General features: G+C 43.7%; 13 protein-coding genes. 10 read left to right on the top strand and 3 right to left on the bottom strand.

The window, feature by feature from the left end; genetic code table 11:
• Nucleotides 1–157: 157 nt before the first annotated feature.
• Nucleotides 158–1,153, bottom strand: a complete 996-nt coding sequence (locus tag BUC07_RS02830; protein WP_073165235.1) for an alpha/beta fold hydrolase — start codon at nucleotides 1,151–1,153, stop codon at nucleotides 158–160.
• A gap of 615 nt (nucleotides 1,154–1,768) precedes the next feature.
• Here BUC07_RS02830 and BUC07_RS02825 point away from each other — a divergent pair.
• From BUC07_RS02825 to katG, 7 genes are all read left to right on the top strand, one after another.
• The gene (locus tag BUC07_RS02825; protein WP_073165232.1) at nucleotides 1,769–2,209 is read left to right on the top strand and encodes a precorrin-2 dehydrogenase/sirohydrochlorin ferrochelatase family protein; all 441 of its coding nucleotides are present in this window, start codon (nucleotides 1,769–1,771) and stop codon (nucleotides 2,207–2,209) included.
• Between the two features lie 20 nt (nucleotides 2,210–2,229).
• The gene (locus BUC07_RS02820; RefSeq protein ID WP_083578060.1) at nucleotides 2,230–4,041 is read left to right on the top strand and encodes an assimilatory sulfite reductase (NADPH) flavoprotein subunit; all 1,812 of its coding nucleotides are present in this window, start codon (nucleotides 2,230–2,232) and stop codon (nucleotides 4,039–4,041) included.
• A gap of 17 nt (nucleotides 4,042–4,058) precedes the next feature.
• Nucleotides 4,059–5,756, top strand: coding sequence for an assimilatory sulfite reductase (NADPH) hemoprotein subunit (cysI, locus tag BUC07_RS02815; RefSeq protein ID WP_073165227.1), 1,698 nt, complete (start codon nucleotides 4,059–4,061; stop codon nucleotides 5,754–5,756).
• Nucleotides 5,757–5,792: 36 nt separating this feature from the next.
• Nucleotides 5,793–6,632, top strand: coding sequence for a Rossmann-fold NAD(P)-binding domain-containing protein (locus tag BUC07_RS02810; RefSeq protein ID WP_073165534.1), 840 nt, complete (start codon nucleotides 5,793–5,795; stop codon nucleotides 6,630–6,632).
• Nucleotides 6,614–7,351, top strand: coding sequence for a uroporphyrinogen-III C-methyltransferase (cobA, locus tag BUC07_RS02805; protein ID WP_073165224.1), 738 nt, complete (start codon nucleotides 6,614–6,616; stop codon nucleotides 7,349–7,351). Before BUC07_RS02810 ends, cobA begins: the two co-directional genes overlap by 19 nt.
• Before the next feature lie 259 nt (nucleotides 7,352–7,610).
• Nucleotides 7,611–9,761 carry a S46 family peptidase gene (locus BUC07_RS02800; protein WP_073165532.1) on the top strand — a complete coding sequence of 717 codons (2,151 nt, stop codon included), beginning with the start codon at nucleotides 7,611–7,613 and terminating at the stop codon, nucleotides 9,759–9,761.
• 222 nt (nucleotides 9,762–9,983) lie between these two features.
• Nucleotides 9,984–12,215: a catalase/peroxidase HPI gene (gene katG, locus BUC07_RS02795; protein WP_073165221.1), complete on the top strand. Its 2,232-nt coding sequence runs from the start codon at nucleotides 9,984–9,986 to the stop codon at nucleotides 12,213–12,215.
• A 170-nt stretch (nucleotides 12,216–12,385) separates the two neighbouring features.
• On the opposite strand, the gene BUC07_RS02790 is transcribed toward katG, so the two are convergent.
• Nucleotides 12,386–12,877, bottom strand: a complete 492-nt coding sequence (locus BUC07_RS02790) for a bacterioferritin (RefSeq protein ID WP_073165218.1) — start codon at nucleotides 12,875–12,877, stop codon at nucleotides 12,386–12,388.
• Between the two features lie 95 nt (nucleotides 12,878–12,972).
• The gene (locus BUC07_RS02785; protein ID WP_073165215.1) at nucleotides 12,973–14,046 is read right to left on the bottom strand and encodes a transporter substrate-binding domain-containing protein; all 1,074 of its coding nucleotides are present in this window, start codon (nucleotides 14,044–14,046) and stop codon (nucleotides 12,973–12,975) included.
• Nucleotides 14,047–14,277: 231 nt separating this feature from the next.
• Here BUC07_RS02785 and BUC07_RS02780 point away from each other — a divergent pair, with 231 nt between their 5' ends.
• The 3 genes from BUC07_RS02780 to BUC07_RS21065 all read left to right on the top strand — a co-directional run bounded on the left by BUC07_RS02780 (nucleotide 14,278) and on the right by BUC07_RS21065 (nucleotide 16,573).
• Complete coding sequence (locus BUC07_RS02780; RefSeq protein WP_073165212.1) at nucleotides 14,278–15,654, top strand: M23 family metallopeptidase; 1,377 nt, start codon at nucleotides 14,278–14,280, stop codon at nucleotides 15,652–15,654.
• 552 nt (nucleotides 15,655–16,206) lie between these two features.
• Nucleotides 16,207–16,428: a DUF559 domain-containing protein gene (locus tag BUC07_RS21570; protein ID WP_217652631.1), complete on the top strand. Its 222-nt coding sequence runs from the start codon at nucleotides 16,207–16,209 to the stop codon at nucleotides 16,426–16,428.
• Nucleotides 16,376–16,573 (top strand): endonuclease domain-containing protein, encoded by a 198-nt coding sequence (locus BUC07_RS21065; protein ID WP_217652630.1) that lies wholly within the window; start codon nucleotides 16,376–16,378, stop codon nucleotides 16,571–16,573. The genes BUC07_RS21570 and BUC07_RS21065 overlap by 53 nt, the downstream gene beginning before the upstream one ends.
• Nucleotides 16,574–16,586: the final 13 nt, after the last annotated feature.

The raw sequence follows: 16,586 nt of genomic DNA, 5'->3' as shown, positions 1-16,586 counted from the left end.
GGCCTCCTGATTAAGTTTTATGGTTGAAAATTAGCCCACTGTTTCTGAATTGTGCCTGTTTAAATTTACAATTTTTTTGAATAGGATTGAATAGATTAGCTAATGCTTTCTGATAAGAAATTTTATGAAAATCAGGATGGGTGAATTAATCTGCAGCTTAATTTTCTAAAAAATTCAATAATGGCTGAATAAACCGTTCGAAACTTTCGATGTGTGGCAGGTGGCCGATTTCATCCAGTTCAACTAATTTTGAATTCGGTATTTTTTGATGTGTTGTTTTTCCCAGTTCATCGTAAAGTCCCATCGTCTGGCGAACTTCCTCGTTTACTAGCGGTTTGCCCAGTGCAGTCCGGTCGCGGGTGCCAATGATTAAAAGTGTTTCAGCTTCAATATTCTGAAATTCATAAACTACAGGTTGTGTAAAAATCATATCGTAGGTAAGAGCAGCATTCCATGCAATTCTTTCATAATCGGAGTTCAGCGTCCAGCCTGCCAAAAGGTTTACCCAACGGTCGTATTCCGGTTTCCATTTCCCGTCGTAATAACTGGATTTTTGATATGATTTTATGCCTTCATACGTTTTATTCAATTCGTTTTGGTACCACCAGTCAATGGGTTGGTATGGCACCTTTAATTTCCAGTCTTCGAGGCCAATCGGATTTACAAGGATCAGTTTATCTGTTACTTCCGGAAACATCAGGGCAAAACGGGTGGCGAGCATTCCTCCCATAGAATGCCCCAAAACAGCAGTTTTGGAGATATCCAGTGAGTCGAGCAATTGTTTGGTATTTTTAGCAAGCTGCTGAAAAGTATAGTGAAAATAAGCAGGTTTCGACGATTTGCCAAAACCTATCTGATCCGGAATAATAACACGATATCCTTTTTCAATTAATTTTTTGGCTGTACTTTCCCAGTAGGCACCATTAAAATTCTTGCCATGCAGCAACATTACATTCTTTCCGTTATGGTTTTCCGGTTTCACATCCATATACGCCATTTTTAAATCCTGCTGCTGAACATTCAGATCCAGGTGATTGGCAGGAAAAGGATAGTCGTAATTGGCCAGCATAATATCCAGCCATTTTAAATCATCTTTCTGTGCAAATAGCGAAAAACTGAGTGCAATTAACAAAAAGGAAAAAACTGTTTTCATATCGATAAATTGTATTTAATGTTTTTGTATTTCAGTAAAACGTAATACTCGGGTCGTGTCATTCTATCATGGTCTATGGAACATACAGAGGCAATTTATTCATGCACTTTTATGTTCGCCGGACTTTGCTCGTTTTCATAATGCATCTTTTTGTTTGTAACGGCACCCGAAAATTTCAAACCGGCTTTTTCATAAAACACTTTAGCGGAAAATTAGTTTTTAGAACAGAGGACTACATGTATAGTATTGCTGCTGATTATGCAGGGGAAAAGGTATGTTGGATATAATAGTAATAGAATAAATTGAACACGGATTGCGCGAATGCATCCTTCTTTTCTGAAATTAAACCCTCTTTAAAAAAGACAAAAAGGTGTTTCATTATTAAAATATTCGTTTATATTTGCATCAGTGTTATGTGACATAGGTCACGCAAGTAATTTAAAAATGAGAATTAAGTCTTCTGAAATAAAAATGAACCGGGTAGCATGTATGATGTGTATGTGTTGTAAAGTTATTTTTATGCAGAAGGATCGGTATGTTTAAATAGCGTAATAATTTTAAATAAGGTCGGAGGCCCTTCTGCGAAAGTAGAAGGGCCTTTTTGATTAAAAAAAGATGAAGAAGAATTTTTTACCCATAGCCATCAATATTTCAGGCGAAAAAATCCTGATAGTGGGAGGCGACCAAAGCGCCTGGAAGAAGCTGCAGATTTTGCAGCGGTATGGAGCCGAGGTGGAAGTTTTGGCAAAAAAAGTTTGTTCCGGAATTAAACAAAGCGGGGTAACTTTTTTCGAGGAAGCCTATCACAGTAAATTTCTGAAAGGTTACCTGATGCTTTATTCGTGCACCAACAACGAAACGCTCGACCGGCAAATTGAATCCGATTGCCGCGCGGCCGGCGTGCTGGTCAATATTCACGATAACCCTGCCCTTTGCCAGTTTGTTTCGCCGGCCATTTACCGCAACGGAAACATTTCGGTGGCCGTGAGTTCCAATGGCGAAGATGTGTATGAATCCATCCGGCTAAGAAATGAAATAAGAGAATTTTTTAACTGAAAAATAGCATAACAATTAAAATGAGTAGTCAATCAAATCCATTAACTGAAAAGCAGAAGCTTGCTTTAAATGAATTGGTGAAAGAGATCACAACCGAACAAATTACCTGGTTGAACGGATTTTTGGAAGGCAGGCTGGCCGGAATGAACGGGGGAACCATGAAGGCAGAACCAGCTGTAGTTGAGGCTCCTGCAAGCAATTCAGTTGCCAGCCTTACCATTTTGTATGGCTCCGAAACCGGTAATGCGCGTGAACTGGCCAACAAGTTAAAAGAAAAGGCCGTGTTCAAAAATGTTGCGGTGAACCTGCTGAGTATGTACGATTACAACCCCAGGAAACTAAAGGATGAAGAAAATGTGGCGATTTTGGTAAGTACCCACGGCGAGGGCGAACCGCCTGATATGGCTGAAGATTTCCACAAGTTTGTAACCGGGAAACGGCTCCCGAAGCTTGAAAAGGTACGTTTTTCGGTACTTGCGCTTGGCGATAAATCGTACCGGAATTTTTGCCAGACCGGCGAAGAAATTTTTAACGCCATTAAAAAAAGCGGCGCATTCCCGGTAATACCGTTGGCAAAGTGTGATGTGGATTATGAAGCTACTGCCGAAATCTGGATGAACAATTTTCTGCTGAATTTAGCTCCGACAGAAACTGGAGCCGGTTCCGAAGTAAAAGAGAACTTAAATTCGGTGGCCACTACCATCGGATCGCCGGTAGAAAAGTTTTCAAAAAAGAATCCTTTCCTGGCGACTGTGCTCGATAAAGTCAGAATTACCGGCCGCGATTCGGATAAAGAAGTTTATCACCTGGAACTTTCCCTCGAAGGTTCTGGACTGACCTACGAACCGGGAGATTCACTCGGAATTTTCACAAAAAATCCGGACGGACTGGTTGAACAGATTATTCAGAAAACAGGTTTCGACCCTGACAAAAAGGTGCTTCTCAGCGGAGAAGAGGGAGTTTCTGTACTTGACGCGCTCACACATCATTTTGAGATTACAGTGGTAACTTTCGATATGTTGCAGAAGTATTACGAACAAACCAAAAACGAGGAGCTTAAAAAGTTGTTGGAAGACGACGAAAAACTGGATGAATACCTTTATGGCAGCGATTTGCTCGATTTGCTTGAGGATTTTCCTTACGATTGGAATGTGAACAAACTGCTGGAAATTTTGCGGCCCCTGCCCCCGCGGTTGTATTCCATTTCTTCGAGCATGGAGCGTGTGGGTGAAGAGGTTCACCTTACTGTTTCTGTTGTTAATTTCGAAAGGAAAAAGCGGAAGCGCTCAGGAGCATGCTCTTCAAACCTGTCGGGCTCAATAAATATAGATGATGAGATTCCGGTTTACATTGAAAAGAATCCCGGCTTCAGGTTACCGGCAAACGGCGCTAAAATGATTATGGTGGGAGCGGGGACAGGTATTGCACCTTACCGGGCATTTATGCAGCACCGCGAAAGCCTGGGAATTACCGGAAATACCTGGCTTTTCTTTGGCGACCGCAGGTTCAATTCCGACTTTTTGTACCAGGCCGAATGGTTGAAAATGAAGGAGAAGAAGTTTTTGGAGAGAATGGAAGTTGCTTTTTCACGCGATCAGCAGGAAAAGGTATATGTTCAGCACAAACTCATTGAAAAACAAAAGGAAATTTTTGAATGGATTGAAAACGGGGCCTTTGTTTATCTGTGTGGAGACAGGCGGCATCTGGCAAAGGATGTGAACAAAACCCTGCTGGATATTATCCGCACCCAGGGTGGAATTAGTGAAGAACAGGCTGAAAAATACCTGAAAAACCTGAAGCGCGAAAAACGGTTCCAGGTGGATGTGTATTAAATCAAAATTAGAATAAAATGAACGAAACAATTGATTGGCAAACACTCTCGGAGGTAGAAAAAATAAAGCACGACAGCAATTATTTGCACGGAACTTTAACGGAAAGTCTGGCCGATCCGATTACCGGAGCCATTGCATCTGACGATACGCAAATTTCAAAGTTCCACGGCATTTACCAGCAGACAAACCGCGATTTGGACAAGGAACGGAAGGAACAAAAGCTGGAACCTGCGTATTCATTTTTAATCAGGGTTCGTATGCCCGGCGGAATGGTAACCCCGGAACAATGGATAAATATGGATTCGCTGGCTGATAAATACGCCAACGGATCGTTGAAACTGACCACACGCCAGACTTTTCAGTTGCATGGGGTGTTGAAGAAAAACCTGAAATCCACCATTCAAAAAATAAACGAAAGTCTGCTCGACACCATTTCAGCGTGTGGCGATGTAAACCGAAATGTGATGTGCCATGCCAATCCGGCCGAATCGCCGTTGTATCCGGAGGTGATCGAACTGGCTGAAAAAGTTGGATACCACCTGCTACCCGAAACAAAAGCCTACCACGAAATATGGCTCGACAAAAAACTGGTGGCTGGCAGTAAAACGGTGGAGCCTTTTTACGGCGACCGCTACCTGCCACGCAAGTTTAAAATCGGAATAATTATTCCGCCCAACAACGATTGTGATGTTTTTTCGCAGGATTTGGGGCTTATCGCTATTGTTGAAAAACAGAAAATTATAGGCTACAACGTGGTAGTTGGCGGCGGAATGGGTTCCACGTTCGGCATTTCAGAAACATACCCGCGTGCAGGAGATGTAATCGGGTTCTGCACTCCGGAACAGGTGATTGATGTGGCAGAAAAAGTGGTGGCTGTTCAGCGCGACAATGGCAATCGAAAAGACCGCAAACAGGCCCGCCTCAAATATACCATCGATCACCGCGGGCTGGACTGGTTTCAAACTGAACTGGAAAAACACCTCGGTTTTTCGCTGGAAGAAGCCCGGCCGTTCAAAATTTCCCAAACCGGCGATAATTACGGCTGGAAAAAAGGAACCGATGGGAAATGGCACCTCACCTATTTTGTGGAAGGTGGCCGGGTGAAAAATTCAGGCGATAAAAAAATGAAAGATGCGTTCCGGGAAGTGGCAAAAATAACCGATGGCCATTTTATATTAACCGGAAACCAGAATGTTATTTTGGCCGGCGTTTCAGAAAAAGTGAAGCCGAAGATAAATGCGGTTTTAAAAAAGCACAACGTTTCACCTGAGAGCATTTCCGGGTTGCGGAAAAATTCCATCGCCTGCGTGGCCCTGCCAACGTGCCCGCTGGCCTTTGCCGAAGCTGAAAGGTATTTGCCAACACTGGTGACCAAAATCGAAGATATTCTTGAAAAATTCGGTCTTTTCAAAGAAGACATCGTTATTCGAATGACCGGCTGCCCCAACGGTTGCGGACGTCCTTACCTGTCCGAAATAGGCCTGATTGGCAAATCACCGGGATATTATAACCTCTATCTCGGCGGCAATTTTGAAGGCGATCGGTTAAATAATCTTTACCGTGAAAACATTCCGGAAACCCAAATTCTTAAAGAACTGGAATCCATAATCGCAGATTTTGCTGCAACCCGAACTAAAGACGAACGGTTTGGCGATTTTGTGATTCGGAAAAACTACGTGAAAGAAATTAAGGAAGGCAAAGAGTTTCGGCACTGATTTGTTTTGAAAAATTCATCATCAAAAAAAGAAAGTATGCGAACAACAATATCCATATTGGGCTGTGGCTGGCTGGGAACAGCACTCGGGAAAAACCTGCTGCAAAAAGGCTACATCGTAAAAGGTTCAACCGGCACAAATGACCGTCTCAACGAACTGGAATTTACGGGAATTCAGCCGTTTTATATACGGATTGAACCCGAATTAATAGATATCGACTATTTCAGTTTTTTTAATACCGATGTGCTGGTGATTGCCATTCCGCCCAAACGGGTGGAAAACATCACTGAAATTTTTCCGGGGCAGATTAAAAAAATCATTGAACTCATCCGGCAGATGAAAATTCCGAAAGTGCTTTTTGTTTCCTCTACTTCGGTTTACGAACCTGTTAATAAAGAAGTGCGCGAAGGCGATGAAGGAAATCCGGAAAAACCGAGCGGTAGGGCAATATTGAAAGCTGAAAAAATACTATTCGATGAAAGTGACTTTCAAACTACTGTTGTCAGGTTTGGCGGTTTAATTGGCGCCAACCGCAACCCGGGCCGTTTTCTGGCAGGAAAGAAAAATGTACCGGCCGGCACACCGGTAAATCTGATTCACCGCGACGATTGCGTGGCTATTCTTTCTCAAATCATTGAAAAAGATATTTGGGGCGAAGTTTTTAACGCCTGCAGTCCGGTGCATCCCAACAAAAAGGAGTTTTATACGAAAGCTTCAGAAGTAAGCGATTTGCCACCGCCGGAATTTTCAGATGTTCAGGAAAACTTTAAAATCATTAACAGCGATAAACTGGTTCAGCGACTGGGGTACACCTTTAAATACCCGAGTCCGATGGATTATTTAAAAGAGTTGCAGGAATGGGATTACCGCATTTGATATCTATTGTGGGCGCCGGCCCGGGCGACCCGGAACTGTTGACCGTAAAAGCGCTCAACCGCCTTCAGCATGCCGATGTGATTCTGTACGATGCCCTGATTGGTGACGAGATGCTGAAATTGGCTAAGCCCGAATCAGTTAAGGTGTATGTTGGAAAGCTGAACAACGACGGTCAAAACCAGGTGACGCGGCAGGATGGAATTCACCAGCTTTTTTTACATTGGGCTGCCAAAAACAAAAAAGTGGTGCGCCTGAAAACCGGCGACCCCATGATTTTTGGCCGCGGTGCTGAGGAAATCCGGTTTTGCAAAACAAACAACCTGAACTTTGAAGTGATTCCCGGTGTGACTGCCGCAGTTGCCGGTTCTTCGCTATTTTCAGTTCCACTTACCGAACGCGGTAAAAACAGCATGCTGCTGTTTTATACCTGCCGGAAAGAGAACGATTGCTTTCCGCAGTTGGAACCCCTGGTTTCTGTATTGCAAACCGGTTCGCCCGTGGTGTTGTACATGGGGCTGCACCATCTTTCCGAACTGGCAGGAAGACTATCAGAAGGCGGGATTTCCGAAAAAATGCCGGTTCAAATTCTTTGTAAAATTTCGCAACCCGGGCAAAGCAGTTTTTCAACTAATCTGGAAAACGTGGATAATTTTCTGGCAGAAAAAAGGCCGTGCACGCCTTCGCTGGTGATTGTGGGGGAGTATGCGGAGAGAATCTGATGTAGTTTGTACATTTTAAAAACCCTAAGGGTTGTGAAATTTCCTTAGGGTTTTTATTGAAAATTGAAACAAAGATTAAAAGAACAGGAATTTCGACAACTTTCAAAGATTTAAGATGAAGTTATTCTCCATGTACCCTAAGGGAACTGTGTAACCCTTAGGGATGCATGTGGTTCAGAATAAAATTCCGAATTATTATTTTCCTTTCCCTTCATCCGACTTTTGCTATTTTTGCATTTCATGTAAAAAAACTAAAAAAATGAGGAGACTGACATTTTCCATTCTGTTTATAACTTTTGTAATTACCTCTCTTTCTGCCAAAGAGGGCATGTGGATTCCGCTGCTGCTGGAAAAATACAATCTGGCCGAAATGCAGGAAATGGGTTTTAAACTTTCGGCACAGGATATTTACGATGTGAACAATGCCAGTATGAAAGATGCAGTAGCTGTTTTTGGCGGCGGTTGCACGTCGGAAATGATTTCACCCGAAGGATTGCTGATTACCAACCACCATTGTGGTTACCGCCAGATTCAGTCGCACAGCACGCTGGAAAACGATTACCTGACCAACGGGTTTTGGGCAATGAGCCGTGACGAGGAATTGCCCAACCCGGGACTGACTGTGCGGTTTCTCGAATACATGAAGGATGTTACCAAAGAGGTTCTGGCAGGAACAGAAGGGCTGTCGGCAAATGAAGCAGAAAAGAAAATTAAAACCAATTCTCAAAAAATAGAAAACGAAGCATCGGAAAACGGGAAATTGATGACACGGGTGAAACCATTGTTTTACGGCAACCAGTATTTCCTTTACGTGTATAAAGTTTTTAAAGATGTGCGACTGGTGGGGGCACCGCCATCGGCCATCGGGAAATTTGGCGGCGATACCGACAACTGGATGTGGCCGCGTCATACCGGCGATTTTTCGTTGTTCCGGATTTATGCCGACAAAAACAATGAACCGGCGGAATATTCGCCCGATAATGTTCCCTACCAGCCCCAAAAATATTTTCCCATTTCACTCGGAGGCGTTCAGCCCGAGGATTTTACCATGGTCTTTGGCAACCCCGGAAGCACCATGCAGTACATTCCCTCGCACGAAGTGGATATTATTATGAACCAGCGCGACCCCGACCGTATTGCCATTCGCGACAAAAAGCTCGAAGTGATTGGCGAAGCCATGGAAGCCGATCCGAAAACCCGGATTCAGTACGCCGCCAAATATGCTTCCATCAGTAATGCCTGGAAAAAATGGCAGGGCGAAATACTTGGCCTCGAGCGGCTTGATGCGGTTAATAAAAAGCTGGAGTTTGAAAATGAATTTGAAAGCTGGGCCCGGGCGAACAATACCTGGGAAAATGAATACAGGGAGGTTTTTGCCAATTTTGACCAGTTGTATGCCGTTTACAGTGAATTCATTCAGGCTTCCGATTATTATTCAGAGGTTGTTTTGCGTGGTGTCGAAATATTCAGGCTGGCCTCGCGTATAAACAATATCATCAACAACCTGGAAAATGAACAGCCGGAAAGGGCAGAAAAGCAACTGAAGGAAATGGATACATACTTACCGGGTTTCTTTAAAGATTTCAATCAAAATGTGGACGAACAGCTTTTTGACGTGTTGTTGCCTTTGCTGGCTGCTGACTTGAAGGACGAATTTCTGCCCGATTATTACAACGAACTGATGGATAAAAAATGGGAGAAGCTGGTGGCAAAAGTGTACCAGAAATCCATTCTTTTTGATGAAAATGAATTGAAAGAATTGCTTGAAGATGGCCATGAAAAGCAACTGCTGAAACTCAGGAAAGACCCGCTGGTTCAGCTGTATAACCGACTGAATTTTCATTACGAAACAGTTATTAAACCGGTGGTGGATTCATTAAACAACAGCATAAATCAAAACATGAAAACCTACATGGCGGGAATTATGCAGATGAAAGAAGGCGAGCCGCTTTATCCCGATGCGAACCTCACGTTGCGTGTGGCCTACGGAAAAGTGGAAGGTTACGAACCGCGCGATGGTATAAAATATAAACACTACACCACGCTGGAGGGAATCATGGAAAAAGACAATCCGGAAATTTACGACTATAACGTTCCGGATCGCCTGAAAGAGCTGTATGAAACCAAAGACTTTGGCCCTTATGCCGCCGACAAAGGTTATCTGCCGGTTTGTTTTACAGCGTCGAACCATACCACTGGCGGGAACTCCGGGAGCCCGATTGTAAATGCCGAAGGCCATCTTGTTGGCGTTAACTTCGACCGCTGCTGGGAAGGGACCATGAGCGATATTATGTACGATCCGGAACAGTCGCGCAATATTTCCATCGATATCCGCTACGCACTTTTTTTAATCGACAAGTTTGCCGGCGCCGGTTACTTGCTGGAGGAAATGGATATTGTGGAAAATTAAGGTAGGGTCTATTCTCCGTTGTTTTAATTTTTATTTGCTGGATTATTCAGGTAAATTGCGGAATAATCCACTTAGCAATAGTGTTTTTTGACTATTTCTTAGAGGGAATTATGGTAATAAGATTTGATTGATCTGTCAAACAATAAAATGTTTTTTTTGTTTGTAGAATTTATAGTAAGAATATTCAAAAATTAATAAGTAAACAATTATAAAAACAAAAAAATGGAAGAAAAAAATCCGCACAATTCAGCTTACAACGCGAATAATGAAAGTAAGTGCCCGGTAACCGGGCACGGCGGGGCACCAACTGCCGGTGAAGGCACTTCGAACCGCGACTGGTGGCCCAATAAGTTAAATCTGAACATCCTGCGACAGCACTCCTCAAAATCGAATCCGTTGGGAGAAAATTTCAACTACGCAGAGGAATTCAAAAATCTTGATTTGGCAGCTGTGAAGAAAGATCTTACTGATTTGATGACCGACTCGCAGGACTGGTGGCCGGCCGACTGGGGGCATTACGGACCGCTTTTTATCCGCATGGCCTGGCACAGTGCAGGCACGTATCGTGTTGCCGACGGACGTGGGGGCGGAAGTACCGGGAACCAGCGCTTTGCACCGCTTAACAGCTGGCCCGATAATATCAGTCTCGACAAAGCCCGCCGCTTATTGTGGCCCATCAAACAAAAATATGGCAGAAAACTTTCATGGGGCGACCTGATGATTCTGGCCGGTAATGTGGCCCTCGAATCGATGGGCTTCAAAACCTTCGGTTTTGCAGGTGGCCGTGTCGATATTTGGGAACCCGAAGAAGATATTTACTGGGGCTCGGAAGGAAAATGGCTGGACGACCAGCGCCACAATGAAAAAGATGAACTCGAAGGGCCACTCGCAGCCGACCACATGGGGTTGATTTACGTAAACCCGGAAGGCCCCAACGGAGAGCCGGACCCCAAAAAAGCTGCACATTTTATCCGCCAGTCGTTTGCCCGTATGGCAATGAACGATGAGGAAACTGTTGCGCTGATTGCCGGCGGCCACTCTTTCGGAAAAGTGCACGGTGCAGCACCTGATTCAAACCTGGGGCCCGATCCTGAATCAGCATCAATAGCAGACCAGGGACTGGGCTGGAAAAATAAGTTTGGAAAAGGAAATGCTGAAGACACTATTACCAGCGGCCTGGAAGGAACCTGGACAAAATCACCAACACAGTGGAGCAAAAACTTTTTGGAAAACCTGTTCGATTACGAATGGGAACTGACCAAAAGCCCCGGCGGAGCATGGCAGTGGAAACCCCGCGGGCAGGCAGGTGCAAACAGTGTTCCTGATGCACACATTCCCGGGAAAAAGAACCAGCCGTTTATGCTTACTACCGATCTGGCGTTGCGTGAAGATCCGGATTATGAAAAGATTGCCCGCCGGTTTTACGAAAATCCGGATGAATTTGCTGATGCATTTGCGCGTGCATGGTTTAAACTGACGCACCGCGACATGGGGCCAAAATCCCGCTACCTGGGGCCTGAGGTTCCTGAGGAAGACCTGTTGTGGCAAGACCCCATTCCTGAGGTTGACCATGAATTGATTAACGACAGCGATATCAGTGATCTTAAAGGCAAAATCCTCGGTTCAGGACCTTCTGTTTCTGAGCTGGTTTCCACAGCCTGGGCTTCTGCTTCCACATTCCGTGGATCGGATATGCGAGGCGGCGCAAACGGTGCACGTATTCGCCTCGAGCCGCAGAAAGACTGGGAAGTGAATAACCCGGAACAACTGAAAAAAGTACTGGATAATCTGGAAAAAATTCAAAGTGAGTTCAACAATGCTCAGTCGGGGAACAAAAAAGTTTCGCTGGCCGACCTGATTGTACTTGGCGGAGCTGCTGCCATTGAGAAGGCAGCCAAAGATGCCGGCTTTGATGTAGCAGTACCTTTTACGCCCGGCCGGGCCGACGCCTCGCAGGAGCAGACTGAAGTGGAATCATTTGAACCACTTGAGCCGTTTGCAGATGGCTTCCGTAACTATTTGAAAGCAAAATCGGCCACCTGCTCAGAGGAAATGCTGGTTGACCGTGCGCAGTTGCTTACACTCACTCCACCCGAAATGACTGTACTGGTGGGTGGTTTGCGTGTGCTGAACACTAATTTTGATAAATCGAAGCACGGCGTTTTCACCGACCGACCGGAACAGCTCACCAACGATTTCTTTATGAACCTGCTGGATATGGGGAACGAATGGAAAGCCACATCGGAAGATGAGGAAGAGTTTGAAATTCGCGATCGCAAAACAGGTGATGTGAAGTGGACCGGTACCCGTGTCGATCTTGTTTTTGGTTCGAATTCTGAACTTCGGGCCCTTGCTGAAGTTTATGGCTCAGCCGACGGACAGGAGAAATTTGTAAACGACTTTGTAGCTGCATGGAACAAGGTTATGAACCTCGACAGGTTCGATCTTAAATAATCTCTGCTGAAAAATAAATTTTAAAAGTTATTGATAAAAAGGCAGTCTGGAAACGGGCTGCTTTTTTTTGCAAAAAAATTGGCAACGCTCAACTTCTTTTGCTGAAGTTTTGTGTTGCCAATTTTCAGTTTTGAATAATCCTGTTGGATTTTCTTTCAATTCACAGTGTATTATTCGCCGCCGCTGCCGACATTTTTACTGCGTTCAATTGATTGCAGCGCCAGGTAGTTGTCGCCAAATTTTTTCAGGTTGGCAATTTCATCATCGTATTGGTCAAAATGGCGTTCTTCATCTTCCACCAGCCGCTCAAACAGTTTTTTGGTAACCGAGTCAGCATTTTGTGAGCTTTCGTTGGCCCATTTGTTATAATCATTTGCACTCGATTCTTCCATTTTTACCGCCAGGTCGAGCATTTCCCGCACATCGTGGATTTTTTTCACATCTTCCGAAACAACCATTTCCACATCTCCGCCGAGGAACAGGATACGTTCGGCCAAATCTTCAACATGTACCATCTCTTCAATGGCTGTTCTTTTGAAAAGGTTGGCCAGCAAATCGTAACCCTGGTCGTCGCAATGAAAATGGAAATACATGTATTGGTGAACTGCTGTGAGCTCATCGGCAACAGCTTTGTTCAATAAATTAATACTTTTTTCTTTCATTATTCTTAATTTTTGGTTTACCCGTGAAATTAGCAAAAAAACCTGCTCCGGTAAAATCCTGCAACATGATTTCAGGATAATTTAATTTTCAGGGGTCATTGCAAATCGTATTCAGAAAGAAGGACTTTCCAATCCATTCCTTCAGTATTTTCGAGGACCGATACTGAAATATTCTGTTTGAGTTCTCCGCTAAGGTCGCGATTTAGCCCGAACCCATAGAACTGCGGATTATACTTAATGTCCAGCAAACTAAATTGCGAAATCGTATCATTTCTTATGAGATCCTGAAGGATTGGGCGGTCGTAGGCAATGGCATCAATTTCGTTTTCCTGAAGGGCAACAATTAGTTCTCCCATGTTTGAATACCTTTTTACATTGGAGTAGAAGTTGTCTTTCAGCCACTTGTCGGTGCCCGATTTTTCAACCGTTCCCAATGTACGTTCTTTAAAATCCTGAATGTGGCTGCTGGATGAACCAATCTGGTTAACAGTTAGCGTGGAAGCGATACTCGCCGTAAAACCTGAAATAATAATAACCGCCGTAAACATCCAGACCATGGCCACAACTCGTCCGCCAATCGTGCGGGGCGATTTATCGCCGTAACCAACGGTGGTCATGGTAACCGCCGACCACCAGAATCCGTTCCACAGTCCTTTTAATCCATTCCCGAATTCTTCTTCGTTTTGGTGGCGTTCAAAATACCATTCCAGAAAACCAAAAACCAGGATGATAAATGCCAGGGCTCCCAACGCCCTGAAAAAATTCACTGAAAAGAAGGATTGAATAAAACTCAGGGCTTGTTCAGTAGCTGATATTTCGTGCACCAGAATGGAAGAGTGCGCAATGTAAAACGGGGTTGAGAAGTCGATTTTTTCGAACCTGTCGCTTGTAATAGTAAGGGGAGAGGCACCCACATCCACTTTTCCCGATGCAATGCCTTCGAGCAAACTGTCGAGTGGCATATTGACCAGCTTGTAAGGAATATTGAGTTCTCCGGCAACTTTTTCCCAAAGCCAAGACGACGGACCTTCCAGTTGACCATTTTTCTCCATTGTAAACGGAGGAGCAATGTTGTAACCCACCTGCAGGGTGTCATTGGTTTGGGGCAATCCTTTTACTGATGCAAATAAAAATATCAACAGAAAAAAGTTGAGTAATAATTTCTTCATCGTATTAAAATTTTGGTTTTTTTATAAGCACTATTTGCAACATGAAATTAATTGTGTGGTTCATTTTCGATCCAGAAAATTACGAATTATTTTTTGCATTGGTTCATTTTCGCATGGATTGATTAAGGACTTGGGAAAATCTTCGGTAATTTTAAAATGATTAAATTTATCTTGCACAACATTTTGTGATATTTTATTTGAATCACACCTTTTTTGTAGCATTGCAGCCAAATGAAGAAGATATTTTACATCCTATTATTTTTTGCAGGCGTGGTTTTTTCCCTCGGGGCACAAAACTCAATTCCCGATTTCAGGTGGGGTAACAGCTGGTATTTCAATCTTAATGAAGGAGAATCAGTTCATTTTAAAAACCAGGAAATAAAATTGCTGAACCTGCACAATCATTTTAACCGCTTAAAAATTGGGGATGACACACTATGGTTGAAAGTCAGCCGACGTGCATTACCCGAGATGATTGGGGGAATGAGAGTTTTTGTTGCCGACAATAAAAATGTGAAAGACCTGACAAGTGATTCACTCAGGCACGGATTGCTTAGCAAAGATGCCCTGATTTGCCTGTCCGATTTTCAGGAGCCGATGTTGGATTTCAACAAATATATTTTCCCGGTGAGTTTTAGCGATGGGTTTATTTGGGGCGTAGAGGAAGACAGCCACATGTTTTCTTTTGAAGCCGAAAAACAACGGCGCGAAACATTTGGCAATCTTTCGCATGGCGGCATCGATATGGATCTTCATGATGCACGCGGCAAAGAAATGCACTGGCTGGTGGCTTTGGAAAACAGCACTGTTCGTTGGGTGAATAGTGAGTTAAATGATGCCGGAAAAACCTCAACTGTTTTGCTGGAAAGTGGTTCACAACCCGGCATTTTTTACCTGTACGAATACCTCAACAGTGAGAATGTAATTGTAAAAGAGGGACAGCAACTGGTCAGGGGCGAGCCGCTGGGCACAATCTGGGGCGATGACACATGGGGACATTTGCATTTTACGGTTTTAAAAAACGATTCTGTGCCCGCGCACCCGAAGCGTTACAACAATTTAATTAATGGATTTCCGCAACTTTACGAGCTCTATTTTAAGCAGTCGTCAGGCTACTCCAAGCGATTTTCAAAAGGTCGGCTATATTTTGGCCGGCCGCGCCATGTTAACGGAAACCAAAAAAACCTGCTGGCTTTTGAACCCTATTCGGGAAAAGGCTGGCACCTGGAAAAATGGAACCCTGCCGATAAAGTGGAAGGAGTTGCCAACGAGACGGAAGGGAATGCCCGATTGAAAAAAGTGCTGTTTCAGGGAACACCTGCGGAGTGCCGGAATCCTGAAAATTATTACGAATACCATATAAATGTCCGTAACGGAACGTATCGTATCAGGGCAAAAGTGGGCGATTTGTTTTTACCCACGTGGCAAAAAATAGAGTTTGAAGGAGTGACTGCCGGAACCCTGAAACTAGACGCCGGAGAAACCGAATGGACCAGCGAACGCATTGTGCAGGTAAATGATGGTACACTGTCTGTTCATATTTACATCGATAAAGAAGACCGGCAAATCGCAGGACTTGGCGAAATTGTTTTTCAGCAGGCGTACTGATTAAATGAAAATGTTCCTGGTACTTTACCCTTTTGGCTTCGCCATTTTCCCTTAAAAGGGAAAACCGTTCTAATATTTTTTTGTGCTGAAATTTAAACTTTTGCAGATATTTACATCAGCGCAATCTCCCCTGCTCAGGGGAGAAACCGGCAGGAGAGGGGTATTAGAAATAATAATTGTGTGAGATAGGCTACCTTTTGGCTTCGCCATTTTCTGCCATAGGCATTCTCCGAAGGAGTCCTTCGGACCCTCTGAGCCTTATAAGGGAAAATCGTTCTAATAAACTTTTGTGTTGGAAATTTGAAGTTTTGCAGATTGTTCCATCATTGCGATCTCCCCGCTTGAGGGGAGAAACCGGCAGGAGAGGGGTATGAGAAATAATAATTGATTGAGATAGTTAACCCTTTTTGCTTCGCCATTTTCCCTCACGAGGGAAAAACGTTCTAATTAAATTTTTTACTGAAATTTAAACTTTTGCAGATTGTTACATCATTGCGATTTCCCCGCTTGAGGGGAGAAACCGGCAGGAGAGGGGTAAAAAAACTGACAACAATGAAATACGAACAAATAAAAGAAATAACGCGAGGGCTCAGAAAGAAAGCGACACCCGAAGAAAGAAGATTGTGGCGTTACATCAGAAAAAGACAATTGGCAGGGCGTAAGTTTTTGAGACAACATGCCATAATTTACGACTCAGTCGGCGATGAACATTTTTTTTTATGTGCCAGATTTTTTTTGTTACAAAGAAAATTTAGCAATAGAATTGGATGGTAAAATTCATTTATACAGAAAAGCCGAAGATAACCGGCGGGATGAAATATTAAAGGAATTGGGAATAAAAGTTTTGAGAATTAAAAACGAAGAATTGGAAAATATTGATAACGTGCTTTTAAAAATAAAAAATGAGTTCAGGGAATAAATGTGTTGCTTTA

It is taken from the genome of Tangfeifania diversioriginum (genome assembly GCF_900141875.1).
Classification (GTDB): Bacteria; Bacteroidota; Bacteroidia; order Bacteroidales; family Prolixibacteraceae; genus Tangfeifania; species Tangfeifania diversioriginum.
Note: the sequence above shows the minus strand (reverse complement) of the source record. Positions and strands in the feature narration are given on the sequence as shown.